This is a genomic window from Brevundimonas fluminis, from assembly GCF_003934285.1.
In the GTDB taxonomy this organism is placed as follows: Bacteria; Pseudomonadota; Alphaproteobacteria; order Caulobacterales; family Caulobacteraceae; genus Brevundimonas; species Brevundimonas fluminis.
The window spans coordinates 554,965-577,972 of sequence record NZ_RQWJ01000002.1 but is presented as its reverse complement, the minus strand read 5'-3'; the positions used below and the strand labels follow the sequence as shown (position 1 = coordinate 577,972).

Here is a 23,008-nt window from a genome sequence, read left to right as displayed (position 1 = left end):
GCGCGGAGCCCCCGTCCCGCGAGGGTCAGGCCCGCAGTTCCAGTTCGGGAGCGGACACCTTGCCCGCGGCGCGGCGCGGCAGATGCAGGATGAAGGTCGCGCCCTTGCCGGGCTCGCTCTCCACCTCGGCCCAACCGCCGTGCAGCTCGACCAGCGCCTTGACCAGCGCCAGGCCGACGCCGGGCCCGCCCCGCTCGCGCCGGACGAAGCGGTCGAAGACGTGGGCCTGCAGGTGGTAGGGGATGCCGCGCCCGGTGTCCGACACGCGCAGGCGCACCTCGTCCGGCCCCGCGCGCGCCTCCAGCCTCACCTGCCCCCCTTCGGCGACGGCGCGCGCCGCGTTCTCCAGCAGATGATCCAGCGCCTGCGCCACGCGACGACCGTCGGCCTGGATGGCGCCGACGCCGGGATCGACCTCGACCACCAGCGTCGCGCCGCGACCCTCGACCTTGGCCCGGACACGCTCTGCGGCATCCTCCAGCAAGACCGGAATGGACGTCTCCGCATGGACCAGCTCCATCTCGCCCGCGTCGATCTGGGCCATGTCCAGAACGTCGTCGATCGACCGCGCCAACTGCTGCGCGGCGGTGCGGATGGCGCCGGCGTGCTGTCGCGCCCGGTCGGGCAGATCGCCGGCGATCTCCAGCAGTTCCGAGTAGCCGACGATGGTCGTCAGCGGCGTGCGCAGTTCGTAGGAAACGCTGCCGACGAACTCGCGCTTGAGGGCCTGACTGGCCTCCAGCGCCGCCTCGCGATCCTGCAGCGCCCGCTCCAGGCCACGCCTCGCGGTGACGTCGGAAAAGGCCACGAGGGTCGCCCCGTCCGGCAGGGGCCGGGTCTGCCACGCCGCCAGCCGACCGTCCGCCGTCGCCCCCTCGCCCGACACCGCCACGCGGCTTTCGGGATCCGGGTCGGCGATCCGCGCCTTCAGCCCCAGCCACAGGCCGGGGTCGGGCATCACGCGCCGGCACAGCTCGGCCACGGCGTCGAAGTCCGACGCGGCGCGCAGCTCGTCCCCGCCCAGCTTCCAGAAGCTCTCGAACGCCTCGTTGTGCAGCCGCAGCCGGCCGTCCGATCCGAACACCGCCACCGCGTCGTTCAGCTTGTCCAGCGTCGCGGTCTGGACCTGCAGCTGGGCGTTGAAGCGGCTGCGCAGCTTCAGTTCGTCGGTGATGTCGGTGAAGAGCAGCAGCAGGCCGCCCAGCGGGTGCGGCTGGCGCACCACGCGCAGGGTGCGGCCGTCGGGCAGCGACCAGCCGTCGTCCGGGCCCGCCTCGGCCGCGCCGTAGAAGTCCAGCTCCGCCGCCTTCCAGCCGGCATAGTCCACCACCTCCGGCAGCAGGCGGCGCTGGCGGAGGCGGTCCAGAAGTTCGGCGTGCGTGGGCCGTTCGTCCAGCCACGCCGGGTCCAGGCCGAACAGCTGCTGGAAGGCCACGTTGTGGAAGGCCAGTCGGCGGGACGGCCCGAAGATGGCCACGGCGTCGGCCAGGTGGTTCAGCGTCTCGTCATGCGCCTCGACGTGACGCCGCAGGGTGTCCCGGGTCTCCTCCGCCTCGGTCACCTCCAGCGCATAGACGGTCGCCGCGCCACCCGGCGTCGGTTCGGCCACGATGCGCCAGGCGCGGCGGCGGCCGTCGGCGGCGGTCCAGCGGAAGCCCTCCTGGCGCTGACCCAGCCGTGCCGCCTCCATGGCCAGGGCGTCGGCCCCACGGTCGAAGCTGATCTCGCGGCGCACCGCCTCCTCGACGCTGGTCGCCTTGACGGTCTCCAGCCAGGCGCGGTTGGCCCAGACCAGCCGGCCTGCGCCGTCCAGCGCCCACGTCGGCACCGGTGAAGCCTCCGCGACGAAGCCCGCGGCGGCGCCGTCGGTCGTCCGGGCGGCGGGGGCGTCGGACACGGCCAGCCAGGCCTGACCGGCCTCGACGTGGCCACTGACCCTCCAGGCCTTCTCCCCCGCGGCCACGCGCGCGTCGAACGGCCGTCCCTCCGCTTCGAGAAGGTCGATGGCGCCGGCGAGTTCCACGCGCAGCCGGGCCAGCACGTCCTCACCGCTGGGGCGCTGGTCTCCGGTCAGATCCTGCGCGACGGCTTCGGAGCCATAAAGCCGAGGTCCGTCGAAGCCGCCCAACGGTCCAAGCCTCAGATCCCCCCCCGCGGCGAACGCCGCCCGCCAAAGGTCGCCCTTTCGTTTCTCGGCCTCGACGGCGTGGGCGAGGCCGTCCAGCCGTGCGCGGGCCCGGCCGGTGAAGCGCCACGCCCAGGCCCCGACGGCCAGCGCCAGTCCGGCCGCCCCCGCGGTCGCCCAATAGGCCATGTCGGCGTCGGCCATGCCCCTCGATCAGCTCCCGGCGTCCTGATTCGGTAACCATACCGCAGGGGGAAGGGTTAGGCATTAGGGGCGGGGGCAGCGTGGCACGGCGCAGGTCGCCCCTCCCTACCGTCCACCCCCGCAGGCCGCTAACTTCCCGGCATGGACTGGAAGCACGCCGCCGCGCCCTCACTCGACGACTTCGCCGCGCTGGCGCGCGCGGCGTTCGACGCCCTGCCCCAGCCTTTCAAGGGGCTGGCGGGCGACGTGGTGATCCGCGTCGACGACTTCGCGGACGACGAGACGCTGAAGATGATGGACATGGAGGACCCGTTCGAGCTGACGGGCCTGTATTTCGGAGTCGACCTCGGCGCCCGCGACTCCATGGGGCCGGCGGCGGAGCCCTCGCGCATCTTCCTGTATCGCCGCCCGATCCTCGACGAGTGGGCCGAGCATGGGGAGGTCACGCTGGGCGAGATGGTCGCCCATGTCCTGATCCACGAGATCGGCCACCACTTCGGCCTCACCGACGACGACATCGACACGATCGAGGCCGACTGACGCGGTCATTGGCGAAGCGCGAACGGCCGGACGCGGTCGTCCGCGAAATCCGGGCGGTCGGCGACGCATGTCCCGTGGCGGGCCGCCCGGGTCGTCGGCAGGGTTTCTCCATCGACGGACGCCGCCCCGGCGCCGCTCACGGAAGGACACGCCATGAAGACCCTGATCGCCGCCGCCCTGCTGCTCGCCGCCCCGACCGCCGCCGTGGCCCAGGACCCCGGCAAGATCACGTTCGAGTTCGAAACGGCCCGCGCCGAAGGGGCCGTGATGGTCGCCCTGTTCGACTCCGCCGAGGCCTATGGCGGCGGCGCGCCCGTGGCGACGAAGCAGGCGCCGGTGGGCGCCCACGGCGCCGTGGTGACCTTCGAGAACCTGCCGGCCGGCGACTACGCCATGCGGTCGTTCCACGACGTGAACGGCGACGGCGAGATGAACGTCAACCCGTTCGGCATGCCGACGGAACCGTACGCCTTCTCCAACAACGCGGTCGGCAACATGGGGCCTGCCGGCTGGGATCGCGCCGCCTTCCGCGTCGAGGGCGCGGTCACCCAAGCCATCGAGCTGAAGTGATGACCAGCCGCCGTTCCTTCCTCACCGGCTGCGCCGCCCTGTCGGCCGCGGTCGCCACGCCCGAGTTGGTGCGGGCCGCCGTGCTGGACCGCGTCGCCCACGACTGGAGCCTGGCCACCCGCGACGTCGAGGCCGACGTGTCGCGCCATGCCATGACCCGTCTCCACGGCCGCGCGCCGGCGGGGCTGGAGGGCACGCTGTTCCGCAACGGCCCGGCGAAGTTCCGCCGCCCCGGCGGCAGCGTCACCCACTGGTTCGACGGCGACGGCCTGATGCGCGCCTTCCGGGTGTCGGACGGCGCCGCGACGATGGAGGCCCGCTTCGCCGACACGCCCAAGCGCCGCTGGGAAAGCGAGCTGGACGCCATGGTCACGCCGGGCTTCGGGACCGTCGGCGACGCGCGGGCGAAGGTCGGATCCAACGACGACGCCAATGCGGCCAACACCGCGGTGATGGCCGTCGGCGACAAGGTCTGGGCCCTGTGGGAGGGCGGCTCCCCCATGGCCATGGACGGCGCCACCCTGGCCACCGAGGGGTTCGTGACCCTGCGCGACGACCTCAAGGGCATGCCGTTCCAGGCCCACCCCCGCGTGGACCCCGACGGCACGATCTGGAACGTCGGAACGAACGGCGACATGGCCGTGATCTGGGCGCTCCGCCCCGACGGCGGGCTGATCGACGGGCGGATGCTGAAGCTGCCCCGCGCCAGCTACATGCACGACTTCACCGCCACCGACCGCCATCTGGTCTTCGTGCTGCAGCCGTGGGTTTTCGCGCGAAACACCATGCCGTTCTCGGCCCGCCTGGACTGGCGACCTGAGATGGGGACCCTGGTCGCCGTCGTGGACAAGGGCGACCTGTCGACGACGCGGACGTACGAGTTGCCGCCCTTCAGCCACTTCCATCTGGGCGACGCCTGGGAGGAGGCGGACGGCACGATCCGCTTCGACGTGCCGGCCGGCGAGGACGTGCAGTTCGGGGTCGACGGCGCGCGCGTTCTGGTCGAGGGCAAGGGTCGCGTCCCCGGCGCTCCCAGCCTTCTGTCCATGGTGACCCTGCGTCCCGACGGCCGCGCCGGCTTCGAGCGGACGGACGTCACCGCCGAGTTCGTCAGCGCCGATCCGCGCCGGCGCGGCCTGCGCCGGTCGCTGACCGTCCACGTCACCGGCGAACGCGGCGACCGTCCGCTGGCCACCGGTCTGGCGGTGCGCGACTGGAATTCGGGCCGATCGGACGTCTTCGACTTCGGCGACGGCCATGTGATGGAAGAGGCGCTGTTCGTGCCCAAACCGGGACGGACGGCCGAGCGCGACGCGTGGCTGGTCGTGCCGTCCATCAACCTGGCCGCGGCGCGGACCGAACTGCACGTGCTCGATGCCGCCCGCGTGTCGGACGGCCCCGTCGTCAGCTGGCGGGGCGACGTGGCGCTGCCGGCGGGCTTCCACGGGACGTGGAAGGGGTGACGCTCACCACCAGCCGGCGGCGCGCAACGCCTTGGCGTGGCGCCGGCTGACGGGGGCGATCAGGGGGCCGTCCAGCGTCAGGCTGGCCCGGCCGTCGCCGCGGTCGACGTCGCGCACCGCGTCGCGGGCGACCCACCAGCTGCGGTGGGTCTGGGCGCCCTCCAGCCCCTCCAGCTCGGCGACGGCGTCGGACAGCCGCATCAGGATCAGGTCGGAGCCGCGGTCGGTGTGGAGGCGCAGATAGTGATCCTCGGCCTGCACCGCGATCAGCCGCGCGCCCCGCAGCTTCGGCGGCAGACGGTCGAGGAAACGGGCCGGACCGGCGTCCACCGGACCGGCATGCGTCTGCACCGGCTTGCCCCGCCCCAGGAAGACGTTCAGGGCGCTGAAGGCGGCGGTCACCGTCAGCACCGGCACGAACAGGTGCGGCAGGGCCTCGACGGGCATCATGTGCCCGTGCAGCACCGGTCCGGTCACCGCCCAGACCCAGGCCGTCATCGGCAGGGTGATGAGCGCGGTCAGCGCCGCCACCATCAGCCAGGGCCGCTCGTACATGTCGATGCGCCGCTCGACGGGGCGGGAAACCAGGTGCGCCCACACACCGCCGGTGATCATCACGAAGATCCAGTAGGCCAGCCGCAGCCACAGCGGGGCATGATGGGTCTGGAAGGCGCCGGTCAGGGCCAGAACCACTCCGCCCAGCGCCGCCACGGCCACGCCGCGCAGCATCTCCGGTGTCACGAACGGGGATCGGGCGGGCGTCGTCATGGCCGGACTGAAACCACGATCCGCGCGTCTTGCGAAGGCGTCAGACGCGGATGTCCAGCAGGGCGCCGGGTCGCGTCGGCCGCGCCTCGGCCGTCTCTTCCACCGGCGCGGCGCAGACCTGCGGCGCGGGGGCGGCCACGGGCGCGACGGGCTGAATGTTCTGGGCGGCCGCCATGGCGGCGCGGAAGAAGGCCGCCTGGGCCGCGCGGGCGCCGGGGCTGGCGCCGGTCTGGGCGGGCGTGACGACGGGGGCGAAGCCGGGGCCGATGGCGGTCATGGCCTCAGGGTTAACGAAATCCGTCGCGGAACGGTTAACGCGGCTCGCGCGGCCCGACGTGCTGCATGGCCTCGACCAGCCGCGCCACGTCGGCGTCGTCGATCAGGGCACCGGAATGCTTGGCCGTGACCGTGCCCATGGCGTTGACCGCGAAGGTCTCGGGCGCGCCCGTGATGCCCAGATCCAGCCCCGCCTGCCCGTCCGCATCGACCAGCACGAAGGCGAACGGATCGCCCAGCTCGGTCAGGAAGGCGCGCGTGTCTTCCGGCCGGTCCTTGTAGGCGACGCCGATCACGGTGACGCCCTGTTCCTTCAGCGCCAGCAGCTTCGGATGCTCGACACGGCACGGCGCGCACCAGCTGGCGAAGACGTTGATCAGCATCGGGCGCCCGCGCCCGGCGGTCTTCAGGTCCAGCACGGCGCCCGTGCCGTCCGCCGCCAGCATGGGGAGCACCGTCTCGGGCACCGGCCGGCCGACGAGGGCGGCGGGCTTCACGTCCGGATCGCGCTTCAGCGACCAGCCGATGAACAGGGCCGCCAGCAGAGCCAGCACCACGAGGGGCGCGAACGCCAGCCAGCGACTCATTCGCCGTCCTCCAGTTCTTTCAGCCGGGCGCGCACTTGCCGCGCGGCCACGAGCGCCCGTCCGGCGACCACGACCAGCACGACCGCGCTGATCCCCCAGGCGGCTGCGACGTATTCGACGTAGCTGCGGGCGACTTCCGGCATCATGCCTCCATCGCCCGGCGGGCGCGCAGGGTCCGCAGGCGACGGCCCATCACCTCGGTGCGGACGCCCGTGATCCACACGGCGGCGAACAGCACGGCGTAGGCGGCCATCATGGTCAGCAAGGGCGTGAGATAGGCCGCCGTCATCGACGGCCCGTCGGCGCGCAGCAGGCTGGCGGGCTGGTGCAGGGTGTTCCACCAGTCGACCGAGAACTTCACGATCGGCAGATTGATCAGGCCGACCAGCCCCAGCACCGCGGCGGCGCGCGCGGCCTTGCTCTCGTCCTCGATCGCGGCCCTCAGCGCCAGCCAGGCCAGATAGAACAGGAACAGCACCAGCACCGACACCAGCCGCGCGTCGCCCCAGGTCCACCAGACGCCCCACATCGGCTTGCCCCAGATCGCGCCGGTGATCAGCGCCAGACCGGTCAGGGCGGCGCCCGGCACGGCGGCGGCGCGCGCCGCGGCGTCCGCCAGAGGATGACGCCACACCAGCGAGAACAGGCAGCTGACGCCCAGCGCGGCATAGGCCATGAGTCCCATGGAGGCGGCCGGCACGTGCACGAACATGATCCGCACGCTGTCGCCCTGCTGGTAGTCGGGCGGCGCCGTCAGGGAGAGCCAGCTCCCCGCGGCCAGCAGCAGGCCGGCCGCGATCCACAGCGGCCCGACCAGCGGCGCCGAGAAGCGCATGAAGCGCTCGGGATTGGCCAGACCGAACATGGCGCGCGCTCTACCCCTCACCGCCGCGCGGAACAAGCGACGCGCCGTCGCGGCGGCCGCTCACCCCTGCGCGTTCCGGATCGCCGCCCCGCCCGCGAAGGGCGTCAGCGCGCACGCGAACAGGGCATAGGCGGCCAGCAGGGCCAGCGCCGGACCGGGGCTCGTTCCCTCCTGCGCGGCCGTCACGGTCCCGGCGCCGAAGATCACCGGCGGGGCGTACAGCGGCAGGGCGATCACCGCGACCAGCAGACCCCCGCGCTTCGATCCCAGCGACAGGGCCGCCGCCAACGCGCCCACCGCCGCGAAGGCAAGCCCCGCCAGCGCCGCCGCGCCGGCCGTCAGCGGCGCCAGCGCCGGATCCAGTCCCAGCGACAGGGCCGCGACCGGCGCAGCCAGCGACAGGGGCAGACCCACCGCCGTCCACTGCGCCGCCGTCTTGACCGCGAAGACCGCCTCCAGCGTCGGCGGCCCCAGCGCCAGGAGGTCCAGCGCCCCGTCCTCGTGATCCCGCTCGAACAGCCGCTCGAGGGAAAGGAGCGACGCCAGCGCCAGCACGATCCACGTCGTCCCCGCCGCCACGGGGACCAGCCGCACCGGCTCCGACCCGATCGCAAGCGGCAATGCCGCGGTCACCGCCAGGGCGAAGCCGCAGGCCAGCAGGGGTCCGCCGCCCCCGGCCCAAAGCAGCGACACCTCGCGCCGATAAAGCAGCAGGAGCGCGCTCATGCCGCCGCCCCCACGACGATGTCCCGCGCCGCGACGGGGAGCGGGTCGTGCACCGCCGCCAGGATCAGGCCGCCGCCGTTCAGGTGCTCGGCCATGATCTCCGCCGCCTGCGCCCGACGCCGCGCGTCCAGCGGGGCCAGCGGCTCGTCCAGCAGCCACAGGGGGCGGTTCGCCGCCACCAGCGACGCCAGCGCCAGCCGGCGCCTCTGTCCCGCGGACAGCACCCGCACTTCCAGATCGAGCAGGGGCACAAGATCCAGCCGCTTCGCCGCCGCCGTCACCGCTTCGGCCGAGGCGCCGAACCAGCGCGCCTGAAACGTCAGCTCCGCACGCGCCGTGCGGCCGGGGCGAAAGCCCTCTTGGTGCGCCAGCATCTGGACGCCGCCCGACCGCGCCGTGCCCGCGTCCAGCGGGCCGCCCGCGCCGTCGAACCGCACCTCGCCCGCGTCGGGCCGAAGCAGCCCCGCCACAGCCCGCAGCAGCGACGTCTTCCCCGCCCCGTTGGCCCCGGTCAGCTGCGCCGCCTCGCCTGCCTTCACCGCGAACGAGAGCCCCGCGAACAGCCGCCGTTCGCCGCGTGAGATCGACAGGTCGGACACGTGCAAAGCCGCGATCATCTGCGACCCGTTCTCAATGTCCACGACGGCGTCGCGGACTCATGGACGGGCGCGCCCGCGCGGATTATGACCGCCCCAGCCGCAGCAGGCCCTGAGCGCGCGCGGCGGGGACCTGTGCGCCCCGTCGATATGCGCGGGAGGGTGCGACCGGATGTTCGGGCGGCGAGGACCAGAGGAAGCACTCCCATGCCGTCATTGGACAGCCTGAAAACCCGCCGGGACCTGACCGTCGGGCGCAAGAAATACGCCTATTACAGCCTTCCCGCCGCCGAGGAAGCCGGTCTGACCGGCATCTCGCGCCTGCCGCGCTCCATGAAGGTGCTGCTGGAGAACCTGCTGCGCAACGAGGACGGCGTCTCGGTCACCGAGGCCGATCTGAAGGCCGTGGCCGCCTGGATCGAGAACAAGGGCGCCGTCGAGCACGAGATCGCCTTCCGCCCCGCACGCGTCCTGATGCAGGACTTCACCGGCGTTCCCGCCGTGGTCGACCTGGCCGCCATGCGCGACGCCATGACCGGCCTGGGCGCCGATCCGTCGAAGATCAATCCGCTGAACCCCGTCGACCTGGTCATCGACCACTCCGTCATGGTCGACCACTTCGGCACGCCCGGCGCCTTCGAGGCCAACGTCGAGCGCGAGTACGAGCGCAACATCGAGCGGTACAAGTTCCTGCGTTGGGGCTCGTCGGCCTTCAACAACTTCCGCGTCGTGCCGCCCGGCACCGGCATCTGCCACCAGGTGAACCTGGAGAACCTGGCCCAGACCGTCTGGACCGACGCCGAGGGCAAGGCGACGGTCGCCTATCCCGACACCGTGGTCGGCACCGACAGCCACACGACCATGATCAACGGCCTGGCCGTGCTGGGCTGGGGCGTCGGCGGCATCGAGGCCGAGGCCGCCATGCTGGGCCAGCCGATCCCGATGCTGATCCCGGAAGTCGTGGGCTTCAAGCTGACCGGCCGCCTGCCGGAAGGCGCCACCGCCACCGATCTGGTGCTGACCGTCACCCAGATGCTGCGCAAGAAGGGCGTGGTCGGCAAGTTCGTGGAATTCTTCGGCGACGCCCTGGCCGGCATGACGCTGGAAGACCAGGCCACCATCGCCAACATGGCCCCGGAATACGGCGCCACCTGCGGCTTCTTCCCGACCTCGCAGGCGACGATCGACTATCTGACCGCCACGGGCCGGGACAAGGCGCGCGTGGCTCTGGTCGAAGCCTATGCCAGGGCGCAGGGGCTGTGGATCGAGCCGGGCTCGGAAGAGCCGGTCTTCAGCGACGTGCTGGAACTGGACCTCGCCACCGTCGTGCCGTCGCTGGCCGGGCCCAAGCGTCCGCAGGACAAGGTCGAGCTGACCCAGGCCGCGGCCGAGTTCGAAGGCCATCTGACCGGCACCTTCAACCGCCCCGCCGACGCCGCCCGCGCCGCCGTGGACGGTGCGAAGTTCACCGTCGGCGACGGCGACGTGGTGATCGCCGCCATCACCAGCTGCACCAACACCTCCAACCCCTCCGTCCTGATCGCCGCCGGCCTGGTCGCGCGCAAGGCCAATGCGCTGGGCCTGAAGCCCAAGCCGTGGGTCAAGACCTCGCTCGCCCCGGGCTCGCAGGTCGTGACCGACTATCTGACCGACGCCGGCCTGACCAAGGATCTGGACGCGCTGGGCTTCAACCTGGTCGGCTACGGCTGCACCACCTGCATCGGCAACTCCGGCCCTCTGGACCCGGCCATCTCCAAGGCGATCAACGAGAACGGCCTGGTCGCCACCTCGGTGCTGTCGGGCAACCGCAATTTCGAGGGCCGCGTGAACCCGGACGTGCAGGCCAACTACCTGGCCTCGCCGCCGCTGGTGGTCGCCTACGCGCTCGCCGGCTCGATGCGCATCGACCTGGCCACCCAGCCGCTCGGCCAGGACAAGAAGGGCAAGGACGTCTTCCTGAAGGACGTCTGGCCGACGTCGCAGGAGATCGCCGACATCCAGAAGAAGTCGGTCACCCCGGCCATGTTCGCCAAGCGCTACAAGGACGTCTTCAAGGGCGACAGGCACTGGCAGGCCATCTCGGTCGAGGGCGGCCAGACCTATCAGTGGGACGCGGGGTCCACCTACGTGCAGAACCCGCCGTATTTTGAGGGCATGTCGATGGAGGCCGCGCCGGTGAAGGACGTGGTCGAGGCCCGCATCCTGGGCATCTTCGGCGACAGCATCACCACCGACCACATCAGCCCCGCGGGCTCGATCAAGGCGTCGTCGCCGGCCGGCAAGTACCTCGTCGACCACGGCGTGGAGCCGCTGGACTTCAACAGCTACGGCGCGCGCCGCGGCAACCATGAAGTCATGATGCGCGGCACCTTCGCCAACATCCGCATCCGCAACCGGATCACGCCCGAGATCGAGGGCGGCGTGACGAAGCACTTCCCGTCCGGCGAGGTCATGTCGATCTACGACGCGGCCATGCGCTACCAGGCCGAGGGGCGGCCGCTGGTCGTCTTCGCCGGCAAGGAATACGGCACCGGCTCGTCGCGCGACTGGGCGGCAAAGGGCACGCGCCTGCTGGGCGTCCGCGCCGTCATCGCCGAAAGCTATGAGCGCATCCACCGCTCCAACCTGATCGGCATGGGCGTCGTCCCGCTGCAGTTCAAACAGGAGGGCTGGACCCGCCTGGGCCTGACGGGCGAGGAGATCGTCACGATCCGCGGCCTGTCCGACGCCAACGTCGGCAAGCTGAAGCCGCGTCAGGACCTGTGGGTCGAGCTGTTCCGCGCCTCGGACGGCAAGATGGCCCGCTTCCCGGTCCGCTGCCGCATCGACAACCAGACCGAGCTCGACTACTTCCGCGCCGGCGGCGTCATGCCCTACGTGCTGCGCAATCTCGCGGCGGGCTGAGACCTCGAACAGACTGGGATTGGCCGGGGTGCGCCCCGGCCTTTTTCATCTCTCGCGCGGCCAAGGCGAGTTTCCGGCGGCCGATCCCGCCCGATTGCGTCAGCCCGCGCCGGATTTCCCAATCCGATCAACGTCCGCCCGGAATCTTCGGCCTTTTCGCCGCGACCGGTCCGATCCCGTGCCAACCTCGGGGCGGTTCCGTCGCGGGGGACGGGCGCAAGGCCTTGCGAGCTTGTCGCGGCGGGAGCGGTTCGAGCGGGGGGCTCGTCCGGGGCGTCTCATCGTCACGGACGGCCGGCACCGGGTCCGCCGCAGGACGAGGGGCGTCTCGCCGGCCCGGGGGGCAACGGGGCGTCGGGCGTCGCGCGGCCCCGCCTTCGGGCGGGTCAACGGACGCGGCGGTCATGCCGGTTCCCGGGAAGGACCGGGTCCGAAGCGGGTGGGCAGGAAGTCCGCCCCGCTCCTCCTGACCCGAAGAAACCGCTACTGCTGGATCATGGACACCCTTTCTGAACGCTGGGCCAGGCTCGAACCGCACGTCTCATGGCACGGACCGGACGACGACCGGCCCCGCCCGATCGCCCTGCTGTTCCACGGCTGCGGCGGCGTGCGCGCGCATCTGCCGCGCTACGCCGACGCCGCGGCCCGCGCCGGCTGGCGGGCGGCGATCGTGGATTCCTACGCGCCGCGCGGCTGGTCGCGAGAATGGGCCATGGCCACGGTCTGCACGGGGCTGATGTTCCGCGGCTGGGAGCGCGGCGGCGACGTCCTGGCGGCGGTGCATGGCGCCTCGCGGCGTCCGGACGTCGACGCCTCGGCCCTCTGCCTTGCGGGCTGGAGCCACGGCGGCTGGGGCATCATGGAGGCGATGAGCGCCGATCCGGCTCGCCCCGGGGCGCTGGGCGTGAAGGACGCGGCGACCTGCGACCTGTCCGGAGTGCGGGCCACCTTCCTGGCCTATCCCTACGTCGGGGTCGCGGCGCTGAACCGCATGAGGCCCTGGCGGCACTGTCCGCGCACCCTCGCCCTCGTCGCCCGGCGCGACCACCTGACCACCGTGCGCAATGCCGAGCGGGTGCACGACATGATCCGCGACTGCGGCGCCGACGTCGAGACCTGGATCGCCGAAGGCACGCACAGCTTCGACGAGCCCATGAACGCCCCGCCCATGCGCTACGACGACGCGCTCACCACGCAGGCGCTGGACCGCTTCCGCCGGCTGCTGGAAGACGTGGCGGTCGCGCCCTAGGCCTCGACCCGGACCTCGCCGCGCACGGAGTTGGCCAGATAGCAGCTCTCGTGCGCCCGGTGGTGGAGCTCCGCAAGAACCTCGGCCGAAGGCCCGTCGCCGATCCAGTCGATCCGTGGCCGCAGCACGATCTCGGTCATCGACACCTTGCCGCGCTCGTCCTTCGCCAGCGTGCCCGAGGCGGCGTCCGAATACCGGTCGACCACCAGCCCGGCCCTCGCCGCATAGGCGAGAAAGAACAGCATGTGGCAGCTGGAAACGGCCGCCACCAGCGCCTCCTCCGGATCGACCGCCGCCGGATCGCTCATCGGCTCCGGCACGCTGGACGGCGCCGAGGAGCCGCGCACCACGGCGCCGCCGTCGAAGCGCCAGTCGTGGGCGCGCGAATAGCGGTTGTCGGAAAAAGGCTGGTCGCCCCGGCTCCACTCAACCGTGGCCGTATGTTCGCTCATCGTCGTCTCTCCGGTTCAGGACGGTGAAGGTGATCGGGGTGCGCACCGAAAAGCCCACGGCCTGATGCAGGGCCAGCGCCTCCGGCTTGTGCGCATAGGCGTGCAGGAAGGGCGTCTCGCCCCGCGCGAGGATCCGCCCGGTCACGATCCGCATCAGTGCGCCGGCCAGGCCGCGCCCGCGGAAGGCCGGATGGGCGCAGACGCCCGACACCTCGGTGAACCCGTCCGGCTTCATCCTCTCGCCCGCCATGGCCGCGAGCCGACCGTCGATCCGCACGCCGACGAAGTCGCCCAGCCGGTGCGTCTTCGAGAAAAACGGACCGGGCTCCGTCAGCGTGGCCAGGGCCAGCATCTCCGGGGCGTCCTCGTCGCCCAGATCGATCCAGTCGGGCTCGCGGCCACGCGCCGGCCGAAGCGCCTCCAGCGTCATCTGAACGCAGGCCGCCGCGGTCACCACCCGCGCCTTCGCCGGCAGGGCGACCGGCCCGGCCTCGACCAGCCCCACCACGCCGCCCTCGGGGATCAGGCCCGCGATCGCTTCGGCCGCCGCCTCGCCGGCGTCGGCGCCTGCGGCGAAAAGGGCGTAGTCGGGGTCGAAGCGCAGCGCGCGCTCGCCGCCGACGGCCAGACGGGCCTGCCGCGTCGTCAGGGAACTCCAGATCGGCCGGTCGAGGGGATGCGGCATGGCCCGCATATAGCCACGCTTGGCGCCGGCGTCAGCGGCGCCGCGGAACGCGACGTCCGAAGGCCGCCGTCAGCCCTTCCAGAAGCCGACGACGTCCTTGACCTCGGCCACCGTGGCGTCGGCCACGGCCGCCGCGCGGTCGGCCCCGTCCTTCAGCACGCGGTCGATCTCGGCGGGGTCGGCCATCAGGCGGCGCATCTCGGCGGTCACGGGCGCGAGACTTTCGACCGCGAGATCGGCCAGCTTCGGCTTGAAGGCGCCGAAGCCCTGCCCCGCGAACTCCGCGGTCACGTCGTCGCGCGAGCGGTCGGAGAGCGCCGCATAGATCGTCAGCAGATTCCGCACCTCGGGCCGGGCGTCCAGGCTCTCGCCCGGTTCCGGCATGACGCCCATGTCCGTCTTGGACTTGCGGATCTTGCCGGCGATGACGTCGGCGTCGTCGGTCAGGTTGATCCGGCTGGCGTCGGACGGATCCGATTTCGACATCTTGGCCGTGCCGTCGCGCAGGCTCATCACGCGGGGCGCCGGACCCTGCGTCAGCGGCTCGGGCAGGGGGAAGAAGCCCGGGACCCCGAAGTCTCCGTTGAACTTGGCGGCGATGTCGCGGGTCAGCTCCAGATGCTGCTTCTGGTCTTCGCCGGTCGGCACCTCGGTGGCCTTGTACAGCAGGATGTCCGCCGCCTGCAGCACCGGATAGGTGTAGAGGCCGACCGACGACCGCTCCTTGTGCTTGCCGGACTTCTCCTTGAACTGGGTCATCCGGTCCAGCCAGCCCAGGCGGGCGACGCAGTTGAAGATCCACGCCAGCTCCGAGTGGGCACGCACCGCCGACTGGGGGAAGATCACCGACTTCGCGGGATCCAGTCCCGAGGCCAGATAGGCCGCCGCGATCTCGCGCGTCTGGGCCGCCAGCAGGTTCGGATCCTGCCACACGGTGATGGCGTGGAGGTCGGCGACGAACAGGAAACAGGGCGCGCCCTGGTCCTGCAGCTGGGTGAAGCGTTTCAGGGCCCCCAGATAGTTGCCCAGGTGCAGGGCGCCGGACGCCTGTATCCCGGACAGGATGCGGCGCGGGCCGGAATAGGCGGGGGCGGACGGTGACGCGGTCTCGGACATGGCTGCGGCTTTGCCTCAGCCCCGCCCCGCCCGCAAGCTCATCGGCCGCGACGGATCAGCTTGCGGACCTCGGCCGGCGTCACCGCCCGGGTGGCGAAGGCCAGCGCCACATACGCCAGCCCGCCCGCGGCGGTGGTCAGGATCAGGGCGATCTCCTTGCCGCCATGACCGTGCGTCAGGCCGCCGAACGTGGCGTCGACGAAGGCCTCGACCGCCGGCCGACCCAGCTGCGCCGCCCACACCGCGCCGGCCAGTCCGACGGCCGCCAGCGCGATCCGCGCCACCCGACCGACCACCGCCGGCCCCGGCCGCCAGTGCCCGGTCCGCCACAGGGTGAAGCCCAGCAGCAGGGCGTTGGCCCAGGCCGCGCCCGACACCGCGGCGGCGATGCCCGGCACCCCCATGCCGCCGTAGAACAGGGCGAAGGCCAGCGCGGCGTTCACCGCCACCGACACGAGGGCGAAGGTCATCGGCGTGCGGGTGTCGCCTCGCGCGAAGAAGCCCGGCGACAGGATGCGGATCAGCACGAACGCCGGCACGCCCCAGCCGAACTGGAACAGGGCGGCCGCGGTCGCGCGGGCGTCCAGCTGCAGGAACTCGCCCCGCGTGAACAGGCCGTCGATCAGGAAATAAGGCATGGCCATCAGGGCGGCGGCCGCCGGCAGGGTCAGGGCCATCGACAGGATCACCGCTTCATCCATGGCCGCCTGCTCCTGGGCGTGGTCCTTCGTCGCCACCGCGGCCGAAAGGCGCGGCAGCAGGGCGATGCCGATGGCCACCCCGACCAGCCCCAGCGGCAGCTGGTACAGCCGGTCCGCCGTGGCCAGCCAGGTTCGCCCGCCGTCCACGAAGCTGGCCAGATTGCCGGAGATGAAGACGTTGATCTGGGTCGCCGAATTGCCGACGGCTGCGGGAATGGCGGTGATGATGATGGCCTTCACCGGCGGCGTCAGGCGCGGCAGGGCCAGCCGCACGTCGGCGCCCGCCCTCCGTGCGCCCCACCAGCACAGGCCCGCCTGGCTGACGCCCGCGACCAGCACGGCCCAGCTGGCGGCGTAGGCCGCGCCGATCTGTCCGCCCTGCGCAGGGATGACGGCGACCAGCATGATGAGGTTCAGCAGGATGGGATAGGCGCCCGAGACGATGAACCGGCCCCGGGCGTTCAGCACGCCGCTCAGCAAGGCCGCGATGGCCATGCAGGGGAGATAGGGCATGGTGATCTGGGTCAGGACGATCGCAAGCTTGAAGCGCGCCGGATCGTCGAGGAAGCCGACGTTGATGACCGTCATGATCCACGGCATGGCCAACTGGGCGGCCACGGTCAGAAGCACGGTGGCGAAGGCCACGGCGGCCAGCGCCTGGGTCGCCACACGGTCGGCCTCGGCCTCGCCCTCGGTCTTCAGCGTCTTCGTATAGGCGGGAACGAAGGCCGCGGCGAAGGCGCCCTCGGCGAAGATGCGCCGGAACAGGTTGGGGAAGCTCAGGGCCGTGTTGTAGGCGTCGCCGGCGGGCCCGGCGGCGGCCCCCAGGGCGGCGGTGATCACCACGTCGCGCGCAAACCCGACCAGCCGACTGACCAGCGTCAGGCCCGAGAAGATGGCCGAGGAGCGCAGCATGCCCCCGCCCTTCCTCGGCGGCTGCGGATCCGGCGTGGTGGGGGCCTCGGCGGCGGTGGGGCCGGACGGGGGTACGGGCGTGATGGTCAAGGTCCGGGCGTCCCGTCGGAGAGGTTCCCTCCCCGCTTATCCCGCTTTGCCCCGCCGCGAAACGGTCGCGCGCGACAGGTCCGACACGTCGCGGGTCGACGCCCGCACGGGGGTGATCCGCCGACCGTCGGCGACGGGGGCAGGCGCGGCCTCCAGGACCGTGGTCAGCGCGTCGCGCAGGGCGTCCAGCCGCTTTCCGGGCTTCGGCTTCGCGCCGTCGCGGTCGGTCAGGTAAAAGGCGTCGACCGCCCGCTCGCCGAAGCCGGCGACGTGGGCCGAGCGCACCTGCCAGCCTCCGTCGGCCAGGGCGCCGGCCAGCGCGGCCAGAAGCCCCGGGCGGTCAGGGCCCGAGACCTCGACCACCGCCGCGTCGTCCACCGTCTCGAGGTCGATCATCACCACCGGCCGCACCTCGAAGGTCGCCCGACGCGCGCTGGGCGCGGCGGCGGGCGGGACGGCCTGGCGCGCCGGCTTCGTGCCCGCCGCGCCGGTCAGCCGCTCCAGCAGGCGCGAAAGGCGGCGCGGTTCGTCCTGGCCGTAGGGCCGGGCCGCGCCGTCCTGCACCTCGAAGACGTCCAGCGTCAGACCGTCCCCGACCGATCCGATCCGGGCGCCCACGACGTCCGCGCCTTCCGCCGCCAGCACGGCGGCCAGATCGGCGAACAGGCGCGGCCGGTCGGGAGCCGCCACGGCCACCCGTGTGGTCGCGCGGCCGCCATGCCGGTCGCCCTCCCAATCCACGACTGCGTCGGCCGCCGCCCCCTCGGCCTGCGCACGCTCCAGCAGGGCCTCGAACCCCTCGGTCGGATCCAGCTCGTCGGCGTCCTCGCCGCGGAACAGGGCGTCGACCCGCAGGAAGAGGTCGCGCATCAGCCCGCCCTTCCAGCTGTTGAAGACGCCCGGACCCACCGCCCGCACGTCGGCTGCCGTCAGCACAAGCAGCATGCGCAGCCGCTCCGGGTCGCCCACCCGCTCGGCGAAGGCGCGCACCGTGGCGGGGTCCGACACGTCCCGCTTCTGGGCCACGTCCGACAGGGCCAGGTGGTTGGCCACCAGCCAGCAGACCAGCTCGATCCGGCGCGCGTCCACGCCCAGCCTCTGACATGCGCGCCTCGCGGCGATGGCGCCGTCTTCCAGCTGCCCCCGGTCCCCGCCCTTGCCGACGTCGTGCAGCAGCATGCCAAGCATAAGGGCCTCGGGATCGGCGATGCGGTGCACGATCTCGCTGGCCAGCGGATGGTCGTCCTTCAGCTTGCCCCGCTGGATGTCGTTGATGATGCCGACCGCCTGGAGGGTGTGCTCGTCGACCGTGTAGGCGTGGTACATGTTGAACTGCGTCTGTCCGACGATCCGCCCCCATTCGGGGAGGAACCGGCCCAGCAGGCCCACCGCGTTCATCACGCTCAGCACCCGATACGGCCTCTGCCCCCGCGCCAGCACATCGAGGAAGGCGCGCGCCGCCTCCGGATTTCGACGCAGCTGCGGCGTCACGAGGTGCAGCGATCGGGAGACCGCTGCGAAGGCGTCGGGATGCAGGTCCAGATCCTCGGCGTCCATGACGCGGAACAGGTCCAGCAGCTTCACCGGATCGGCCGCGAACACCTCGGCCCCCGTCACCGACAGGCGCCCGCCGACGGTCAGAAAGCCCTCCGTCGCCAGTTTCTTCGGCCGGGGCGCGAACAGGCGGGACAGGGTCATGGTCGCCTTCTGACCTCGCGCCTCCAGCTGGGCGGAAAAGGCGCGGGTCAGGGCCCCGACGTCGCCGGCGACGATGAAGTAGCGGCGCATGAACCGCTCCACCGCCGGCTCGTCGCCGCGGCCGCGCCAGCCCATCCGCCGCGCCACCTCCGGCTGCAGATCGAAGGTCAGAGATTCCACCGCCCGCCCCGCCGTCAGGTGCATGTGGTGCCGGACGCGCCACAGGAAGTCGAAGGCCTCTGCGAAAAGGCGCCGCTCCCGCGACGTCAGTATGTCCGCCAGGGTCGCCTCGCCGTCCGGACTCTCGGGCGACAGGCCGCGTGCGATCCAGAACAGGACGTTGAGGTCGCGCAGCCCGCCCTTGCCGTCCTTGACGTTCGGCTCGACGCGGTTCCGCACTGCGCCCGCCTTTTCATGACGCGCGTCCCGTTCCGCCAGCTTGGCGGCGATGAAGGGGCGAGGGTCCGCCTTGCGCACCTGGACGCGGAACCTCCCGATCATCTCCTCGGCCAGGGCCGCGTCGCCTGCCAGCGGGCGCGCCTCCAGCAAGGCCGTGCGCACGGTCATGTCCGACTTCGCCAGCTTCAGGCATTCATCCACCGACCGCGCGGCGGACCCCACCTTCAGCCCCAGGTCCCACAGGACGTAGAGGACGAACTCGGTCACCTGCTCGGCGCGCGGCGTGGTCTTCCACGGACGCAGGAACAGCAGGTCCAGGTCGGAAAACGGGGCCAGCACGCCCCGGCCGTAGCCGCCGACCGCCAACAGGGACAGTCGCTCCGCCTGCGTCGGGTTCGCGGCGGGAAACAGTCCGTCGGCCGCGAAATGCCAGAGCGCGCTCAGGGCTTCGTCCGCCGCCTGGGCGTACAGGCGCGCGACCTCGACGCCGTCGCCGCCGGCCTCCAGCCGACGCGTCGCGCGGTCCCTGCCGGCGGCCAGAAGCTCGCCCACCAGCGGCGCGACGACGACCCTCGGATCCGCGGCCCGCGCGGCGGCCGCCCAAGCGTCGGCCACGGCGGCGGCGGTGGTCGGCGTGGCGCGGCGGCGGTCGCTCATGGCCCCGATATAGACCGCCCGCTGGCGCGCCGCACCAGACGCTGGCAGGGTCGCGTCATGCGCCGCATACGCCGCCTCGTCCTGACGCCCCTCGCCGCGCTGCTGATCGGCTCGGCCTGCGCCCCGGCGGCCCCGTCATGGCCGGTCGACGCCCCCTCGATCGCCGACGCCGAAGACGTCCCGGCCATGCTGGCCGAGCTCAACCAGGCGCGCCGCGACCCGCGCGCCTACGCTCGCCGCGCGCGGGAATTCCGCGCGCTGTTCAGGGGCGACCGCTTCCAGCGGCCCGGGGAGATCGCCGTGGTGACGCAGGAGGGCGTGGCGGCCGTGGACGAAGCGATCCGCTTCCTCGAGACCCAGCCGCCCCTGCCGCCCCTGACCCGGTCGCCGCTGCTGGATCGGGCGGCCGCGGATCATGCGCGCGATCAAGGCCGGACGGGTCAGGTCGGCCACGTGGGGTCCGACGGTTCCAGTCCGCACCAGCGCATGCGCAGGCACGGCGCGTGGCGCGCGACGGCCGAGACCATCGCCTACGGCCCGACGCCGGAACACGCAGTGATGCAGCTGATCGTCGACGACGGCGTCCCCGACCGCGGCCATCGGGCGATCATCTTCAGCCCTGACTATCAGATGGTCGGCGCCGCCTGCGGCCCGCACCCGCGCTGGCGGACCATCTGCGTCGTGACCTTCGCCACGCCGATGGGACCGCCCGCGGGCTAGGTCTTCAGCGCCTTCAGTCGGTAGAGCGCCTCCAGCGCCTCACGCGGCGACAGATCGTCCGGCTCGACCTCGTCCAGCGCCCGCTCCAGCGGCGTGGGGCCGACAGCGGTCGCAGGGCTCTCGGCCACGGCGGCGAACAGCGGCAGCTCGGCGAGCCGGCCCGCCGACCGGCCCCGCCCTTCCAGCGTCTCCAGCACCGCCTGCGCCCGCGCCACCACCTGGGGCGGCACGCCGGCCAGTCGCGCCACCTGCACGCCGTATGACCGGTCCGCGGCGCCGGCCGCCGCCTCGTGCAGGAAGACCAGCTCGCCCTCCCACTCGCGAACGCGCATCGACAGGTTGGCGAGGCCGCTCAGCCGGTCCTCCAGCGCCGCCAGCTCATGATAGTGCGTGGCGAACAGGGTGCGGCTGCGGGCCCGATCGTGCAGGGCCTCGGTCACCGCCCAAGCGATGGCGAGACCGTCGTAGGTCGCCGTGCCCCGCCCGATCTCGTCCAGAACCACGAAGCTGCGCTCGCCCGCCTGGCTGAGGATGGCCGCCGTCTCGACCATCTCGGTCATGAAGGTGGACCGGCCCCGCGCCAGATCGTCGCCCGAACCCACGCGGCTGAACAGCCGGTCGACCACGCCCAGTCGCATGGAACGGGCGGGCACGAACGCCCCCGCCTGCGCCAGGATCACCAGCAGGGCGTTCTGGCGCAGGAAGGTGGACTTGCCCGCCATATTCGGCCCGGTGACCAGCGCCAGCCGCGGCCCGGCCGCCGCGTCGCCGTCCAGCAGGCAGTCGTTGGGCGTGTAGGGGTCGCCCGCGCGCCGCACGGCCGCCTCCACGACCGGGTGGCGCCCCGCCTCCACGCAGAAGCAGGTCGAGGCGTCGACGACCGGCCGAACGGCCCCCGTCTCCTCGGCCCACTCCGCCAGGGCGCAGGCGGCGTCCAATGCGGCCAAGGCCTCTGCGACGGCCTGCAACGCGGCGGCATTGGCAGCGCAGGCGGCCCGCCAGCCCTCGAACGTCTCGACCTCGATGGCCAGCGCTCTGTGCCCGGCCTGGGCGATGCGGGCGTCCAGATCGGACAGCTCCACCGTCGTGAAGCGGACCTGATTGGCCAGGGTCTGACGGTGGATGAAGGGGCTGTCCGGTCCGCGGCGCAGCAGCGGCTCGGCCTTCTGCGCCGTGGTCTCCAGGAAATAGCCCAGCACGGCGTTGTGCCGGACCTTGAACGGAACGCCGGCCTCGGCCGAGGCGCGGGCCTCCAGATCGGCGATGACCCGCCGGGCGTCGTCGCGCAGGGTCCGCGCCTGATCCAGCTCCGGCCGGAAGCCGGGGTTCACCAGCCCGCCGTCGCGCGCCAGATGCGGCGGCTCCGGCGACAGGCCCGCGTCCAGCTCGGCCAGCAGGGCGCTCAGCTCCGCCGGGAAGGCGAGGTCGGCCAGAATTGTCTCGATGTCGCGCGGCTGCGGCCGCAAGCCGTCGCCGCCGGTCAGGAAACAGGCCGACAGGCTCTCGGCGCAGTGCAGTCCGCTGCGGATCGCCGCCAGATCGCGCGGCCCGCCGCGTCCCAGCGTCAGCCGCGACAGCGCGCGCGCGACGTCCGCCGAGCCCTTCATCCCGTCGCGCAGGGTGCGCCGCAGGCCGCGCCGCTCCAGCAGCCAGTCCACCGCGTCAAGCCGGTGATTGATCTCCAGAGGATCCGACAGCGGCCGCGCGATGCGGTCAGCCAGCGCCCGCGCCCCGCCCGGCGTCACGGTGCGGTCCAGACAGCCCAGCAGAGACCCCTCGCGATCGCCCGACTGCGTTCGGTCGATCTCGAGACTGCGGCGCGTGGCGGCGTCGATGGCCAGCCGGCCGGTCTCGCCCAGCCGGCGGGGCGGCAGCAGCGCAGGCGCCTTTCCCGCCTGCGTCAGCTCGACGTAGGCCGCGATCAGCCCAAGCGCCGAAACCTCCGCCTCCTCGAAGGCGGCGAAGCCGTCCAGCGAAGCGACCCCGTACAGCCGCTCGACCCGGGCCCGCGCCGCCTCCGGCTCGGCCTGCGCCTGCGGGACGGCCTGCACCACGCCGCCGGACCCGTCGAGCGCGGCCTTCAGCGTCGGGTCCGAGAACAGCCGGTCCGGCGCCAGCACCTCGCTGGGCCGCACCGAGGCCAGCGCCGCGCCCAGATCGCCGGGCGCGCAGGCCATGACCTCCACCGCCCCGGCCGACAGCTCCACCGTCGCCACCGCGGCCCTCCCGCGCCGGATCGCGACGGCCGCCAGCCGGTTCGCCGCCCGCGCGTCCAGCAGACCGTCCTCGGTCAGCGTGCCCGCGGTCACGATGCGCACCACGCCGCGCTTCACCACCGCCTTGGACCCACGCTTCTTCGCTTCGGACGGGTCCTCCAGCTGGTCGCAGACGGCGACGCGGAAGCCCTGACGGATCAGGCGGGCCAGATAGCCCTCCATGGCGTGGGCGGGCACGCCCGCCATGGGGATGTCCTCGCCCAGGTGCTTGCCGCGTTTGGTCAGCGCCAGCCCCAGCGCCGCCGCCGCCCGCTCGGCGTCCTCGAAGAACAACTCGTAGAAGTCGCCCATGCGGAAGAACAGCAGGGCGTCGGGGTGCTGCGCCTTGGCCTCCAGAAACTGGGCCATGACGGGCGTCGAGCCCTCGGGGGCCGTGAAATGCTCTGGCGGGACTCGGGCGTTCATGCGTGGCCGAAGGGTGACGGA

At 72.5% G+C, this 23,008-nt stretch carries 20 protein-coding genes; 6 read left to right on the top strand and 14 right to left on the bottom strand.

The window, feature by feature from the left end; all coding sequences use genetic code 11:
- Nucleotides 1–25: 25 nt before the first annotated feature.
- Nucleotides 26–2,329: a PAS domain-containing sensor histidine kinase gene (locus EFJ44_RS03450; protein ID WP_125255770.1), complete on the bottom strand. Its 2,304-nt coding sequence runs from the start codon at nt 2,327–2,329 to the stop codon at nt 26–28.
- 141 nt (nt 2,330–2,470) lie between these two features.
- On the opposite strand from EFJ44_RS03450, the gene EFJ44_RS03445 reads away from it, so the two are divergent.
- The 3 genes from EFJ44_RS03445 (at nt 2,471) to EFJ44_RS03435 (ending at nt 4,902) form a co-directional block, all read left to right on the top strand.
- Complete coding sequence (locus tag EFJ44_RS03445; RefSeq protein ID WP_125255769.1) at nt 2,471–2,869, top strand: metallopeptidase family protein; 399 nt, start codon at nt 2,471–2,473, stop codon at nt 2,867–2,869.
- Nucleotides 2,870–3,022: 153 nt separating this feature from the next.
- Entirely contained in the window at nt 3,023–3,439 is a 417-nt protein-coding gene (locus EFJ44_RS03440; protein WP_125255768.1) for a DUF2141 domain-containing protein, read from the top strand.
- Complete coding sequence (locus tag EFJ44_RS03435) at nt 3,439–4,902, top strand: carotenoid oxygenase family protein (protein WP_241209661.1); 1,464 nt, start codon at nt 3,439–3,441, stop codon at nt 4,900–4,902. Before EFJ44_RS03440 ends, EFJ44_RS03435 begins: the two co-directional genes overlap by 1 nt.
- A 3-nt stretch (nt 4,903–4,905) precedes the next feature.
- Here the strand turns inward: EFJ44_RS03435 and EFJ44_RS03430 are convergent, their stop codons facing one another.
- The 7 genes from EFJ44_RS03430 to ccmA are packed head-to-tail and all read right to left on the bottom strand — an operon-like array spanning nt 4,906 to nt 8,741.
- Entirely contained in the window at nt 4,906–5,670 is a 765-nt protein-coding gene (locus EFJ44_RS03430) for a LytTR family DNA-binding domain-containing protein (protein WP_125255766.1), read from the bottom strand.
- Nucleotides 5,671–5,710: 40 nt separating this feature from the next.
- The gene (locus EFJ44_RS03425; RefSeq protein WP_125255765.1) at nt 5,711–5,947 is read right to left on the bottom strand and encodes a hypothetical protein; all 237 of its coding nucleotides are present in this window, start codon (nt 5,945–5,947) and stop codon (nt 5,711–5,713) included.
- 34 nt (nt 5,948–5,981) lie between these two features.
- Nucleotides 5,982–6,533: a DsbE family thiol:disulfide interchange protein gene (locus tag EFJ44_RS03420; protein ID WP_125255764.1), complete on the bottom strand. Its 552-nt coding sequence runs from the start codon at nt 6,531–6,533 to the stop codon at nt 5,982–5,984.
- The gene (gene ccmD, locus EFJ44_RS03415; RefSeq protein WP_125255763.1) at nt 6,530–6,679 is read right to left on the bottom strand and encodes a heme exporter protein CcmD; all 150 of its coding nucleotides are present in this window, start codon (nt 6,677–6,679) and stop codon (nt 6,530–6,532) included. The genes EFJ44_RS03420 and ccmD overlap by 4 nt, the downstream gene beginning before the upstream one ends.
- Nucleotides 6,676–7,398, bottom strand: a complete 723-nt coding sequence (ccmC, locus tag EFJ44_RS03410; protein WP_125255762.1) for a heme ABC transporter permease CcmC — start codon at nt 7,396–7,398, stop codon at nt 6,676–6,678. Before ccmC ends, ccmD begins: the two co-directional genes overlap by 4 nt.
- 60 nt (nt 7,399–7,458) lie before the next feature.
- Complete coding sequence (locus tag EFJ44_RS03405) at nt 7,459–8,124, bottom strand: heme exporter protein CcmB (protein WP_125255761.1); 666 nt, start codon at nt 8,122–8,124, stop codon at nt 7,459–7,461.
- Complete coding sequence (gene ccmA / locus EFJ44_RS03400) at nt 8,121–8,741, bottom strand: heme ABC exporter ATP-binding protein CcmA (protein WP_125256074.1); 621 nt, start codon at nt 8,739–8,741, stop codon at nt 8,121–8,123. Before ccmA ends, EFJ44_RS03405 begins: the two co-directional genes overlap by 4 nt.
- A 186-nt stretch (nt 8,742–8,927) precedes the next feature.
- Here ccmA and acnA point away from each other — a divergent pair, with 186 nt between their 5' ends.
- Together acnA and EFJ44_RS03390 are read left to right on the top strand one after the other, a co-directional pair.
- A complete protein-coding gene (acnA, locus tag EFJ44_RS03395; protein ID WP_125255760.1) occupies nt 8,928–11,624 on the top strand; it encodes an aconitate hydratase AcnA in 2,697 nt (898 codons plus the stop codon).
- 496 nt (nt 11,625–12,120) lie between these two features.
- A complete protein-coding gene (locus EFJ44_RS03390; RefSeq protein WP_125255759.1) occupies nt 12,121–12,873 on the top strand; it encodes a dienelactone hydrolase family protein in 753 nt (250 codons plus the stop codon).
- Here EFJ44_RS03390 and EFJ44_RS03385 read toward each other — a convergent pair.
- The 5 genes from EFJ44_RS03385 to glnD form a co-directional block, all read right to left on the bottom strand.
- On the bottom strand, nt 12,870–13,325 hold the full coding sequence (locus tag EFJ44_RS03385) for an OsmC family protein (protein WP_125255758.1): 456 nt from the start codon (nt 13,323–13,325) through the stop codon (nt 12,870–12,872). The genes EFJ44_RS03390 and EFJ44_RS03385 overlap by 4 nt on opposite strands.
- Nucleotides 13,300–14,010 carry a GNAT family N-acetyltransferase gene (locus EFJ44_RS03380; protein WP_125255757.1) on the bottom strand — a complete coding sequence of 237 codons (711 nt, stop codon included), beginning with the start codon at nt 14,008–14,010 and terminating at the stop codon, nt 13,300–13,302. The genes EFJ44_RS03385 and EFJ44_RS03380 overlap by 26 nt, the downstream gene beginning before the upstream one ends.
- 69 nt (nt 14,011–14,079) lie before the next feature.
- Nucleotides 14,080–15,126, bottom strand: a complete 1,047-nt coding sequence (gene trpS / locus EFJ44_RS03375) for a tryptophan--tRNA ligase (protein ID WP_125255756.1) — start codon at nt 15,124–15,126, stop codon at nt 14,080–14,082.
- Nucleotides 15,127–15,164: 38 nt separating this feature from the next.
- Nucleotides 15,165–16,742: a murein biosynthesis integral membrane protein MurJ gene (gene murJ / locus EFJ44_RS03370; protein ID WP_125256073.1), complete on the bottom strand. Its 1,578-nt coding sequence runs from the start codon at nt 16,740–16,742 to the stop codon at nt 15,165–15,167.
- Between the two features lie 126 nt (nt 16,743–16,868).
- Nucleotides 16,869–19,586 carry a [protein-PII] uridylyltransferase gene (gene glnD / locus EFJ44_RS03365; protein WP_125255755.1) on the bottom strand — a complete coding sequence of 906 codons (2,718 nt, stop codon included), beginning with the start codon at nt 19,584–19,586 and terminating at the stop codon, nt 16,869–16,871.
- A 57-nt stretch (nt 19,587–19,643) separates the two neighbouring features.
- Between glnD and EFJ44_RS03360 the strand changes: the two genes are divergently transcribed.
- Nucleotides 19,644–20,306 (top strand): CAP domain-containing protein, encoded by a 663-nt coding sequence (locus EFJ44_RS03360; RefSeq protein ID WP_125255754.1) that lies wholly within the window; start codon nt 19,644–19,646, stop codon nt 20,304–20,306.
- Here the strand turns inward: EFJ44_RS03360 and mutS are convergent.
- A complete protein-coding gene (gene mutS / locus EFJ44_RS03355; protein ID WP_125255753.1) occupies nt 20,303–22,987 on the bottom strand; it encodes a DNA mismatch repair protein MutS in 2,685 nt (894 codons plus the stop codon). The genes EFJ44_RS03360 and mutS overlap by 4 nt on opposite strands.
- Nucleotides 22,988–23,008 lie beyond the last annotated feature (21 nt).

Excerpts from the sequence above, each read along its gene's own strand:
- murJ (WP_125256073.1), bottom strand. The coding sequence starts at position 16,742 with ATGCTGCGCTCCTCGGCCATCTTCTCGGGCCTGACGCTGGTCAGTCGG.
- EFJ44_RS03440 (WP_125255768.1), top strand. The coding sequence starts at position 3,023 with ATGAAGACCCTGATCGCCGCCGCCCTGCTGCTCGCCGCCCCGACCGCC.
- trpS (WP_125255756.1), bottom strand. The coding sequence starts at position 15,126 with ATGTCCGAGACCGCGTCACCGTCCGCCCCCGCCTATTCCGGCCCGCGC.
- ccmD (WP_125255763.1), bottom strand. The coding sequence starts at position 6,679 with ATGATGCCGGAAGTCGCCCGCAGCTACGTCGAATACGTCGCAGCCGCC.
- EFJ44_RS03385 (WP_125255758.1), bottom strand. The coding sequence starts at position 13,325 with ATGAGCGAACATACGGCCACGGTTGAGTGGAGCCGGGGCGACCAGCCT.
- acnA (WP_125255760.1), top strand. The coding sequence starts at position 8,928 with ATGCCGTCATTGGACAGCCTGAAAACCCGCCGGGACCTGACCGTCGGG.
- EFJ44_RS03450 (WP_125255770.1), bottom strand. The coding sequence starts at position 2,329 with ATGGCCGACGCCGACATGGCCTATTGGGCGACCGCGGGGGCGGCCGGA.
- ccmC (WP_125255762.1), bottom strand. The coding sequence starts at position 7,398 with ATGTTCGGTCTGGCCAATCCCGAGCGCTTCATGCGCTTCTCGGCGCCG.
- EFJ44_RS03360 (WP_125255754.1), top strand. The coding sequence starts at position 19,644 with ATGCGCCGCATACGCCGCCTCGTCCTGACGCCCCTCGCCGCGCTGCTG.
- EFJ44_RS03390 (WP_125255759.1), top strand. The coding sequence starts at position 12,121 with ATGGACACCCTTTCTGAACGCTGGGCCAGGCTCGAACCGCACGTCTCA.
- EFJ44_RS03430 (WP_125255766.1), bottom strand. The coding sequence starts at position 5,670 with ATGACGACGCCCGCCCGATCCCCGTTCGTGACACCGGAGATGCTGCGC.
- EFJ44_RS03420 (WP_125255764.1), bottom strand. The coding sequence starts at position 6,533 with ATGAGTCGCTGGCTGGCGTTCGCGCCCCTCGTGGTGCTGGCTCTGCTG.
- EFJ44_RS03435 (WP_241209661.1), top strand. The coding sequence starts at position 3,439 with ATGACCAGCCGCCGTTCCTTCCTCACCGGCTGCGCCGCCCTGTCGGCC.
- EFJ44_RS03445 (WP_125255769.1), top strand. The coding sequence starts at position 2,471 with ATGGACTGGAAGCACGCCGCCGCGCCCTCACTCGACGACTTCGCCGCG.
- EFJ44_RS03405 (WP_125255761.1), bottom strand. The coding sequence starts at position 8,124 with ATGAGCGCGCTCCTGCTGCTTTATCGGCGCGAGGTGTCGCTGCTTTGG.
- mutS (WP_125255753.1), bottom strand. The coding sequence starts at position 22,987 with ATGAACGCCCGAGTCCCGCCAGAGCATTTCACGGCCCCCGAGGGCTCG.
- ccmA (WP_125256074.1), bottom strand. The coding sequence starts at position 8,741 with ATGATCGCGGCTTTGCACGTGTCCGACCTGTCGATCTCACGCGGCGAA.
- EFJ44_RS03425 (WP_125255765.1), bottom strand. The coding sequence starts at position 5,947 with ATGACCGCCATCGGCCCCGGCTTCGCCCCCGTCGTCACGCCCGCCCAG.
- EFJ44_RS03380 (WP_125255757.1), bottom strand. The coding sequence starts at position 14,010 with ATGCCGCATCCCCTCGACCGGCCGATCTGGAGTTCCCTGACGACGCGG.
- glnD (WP_125255755.1), bottom strand. The coding sequence starts at position 19,586 with ATGAGCGACCGCCGCCGCGCCACGCCGACCACCGCCGCCGCCGTGGCC.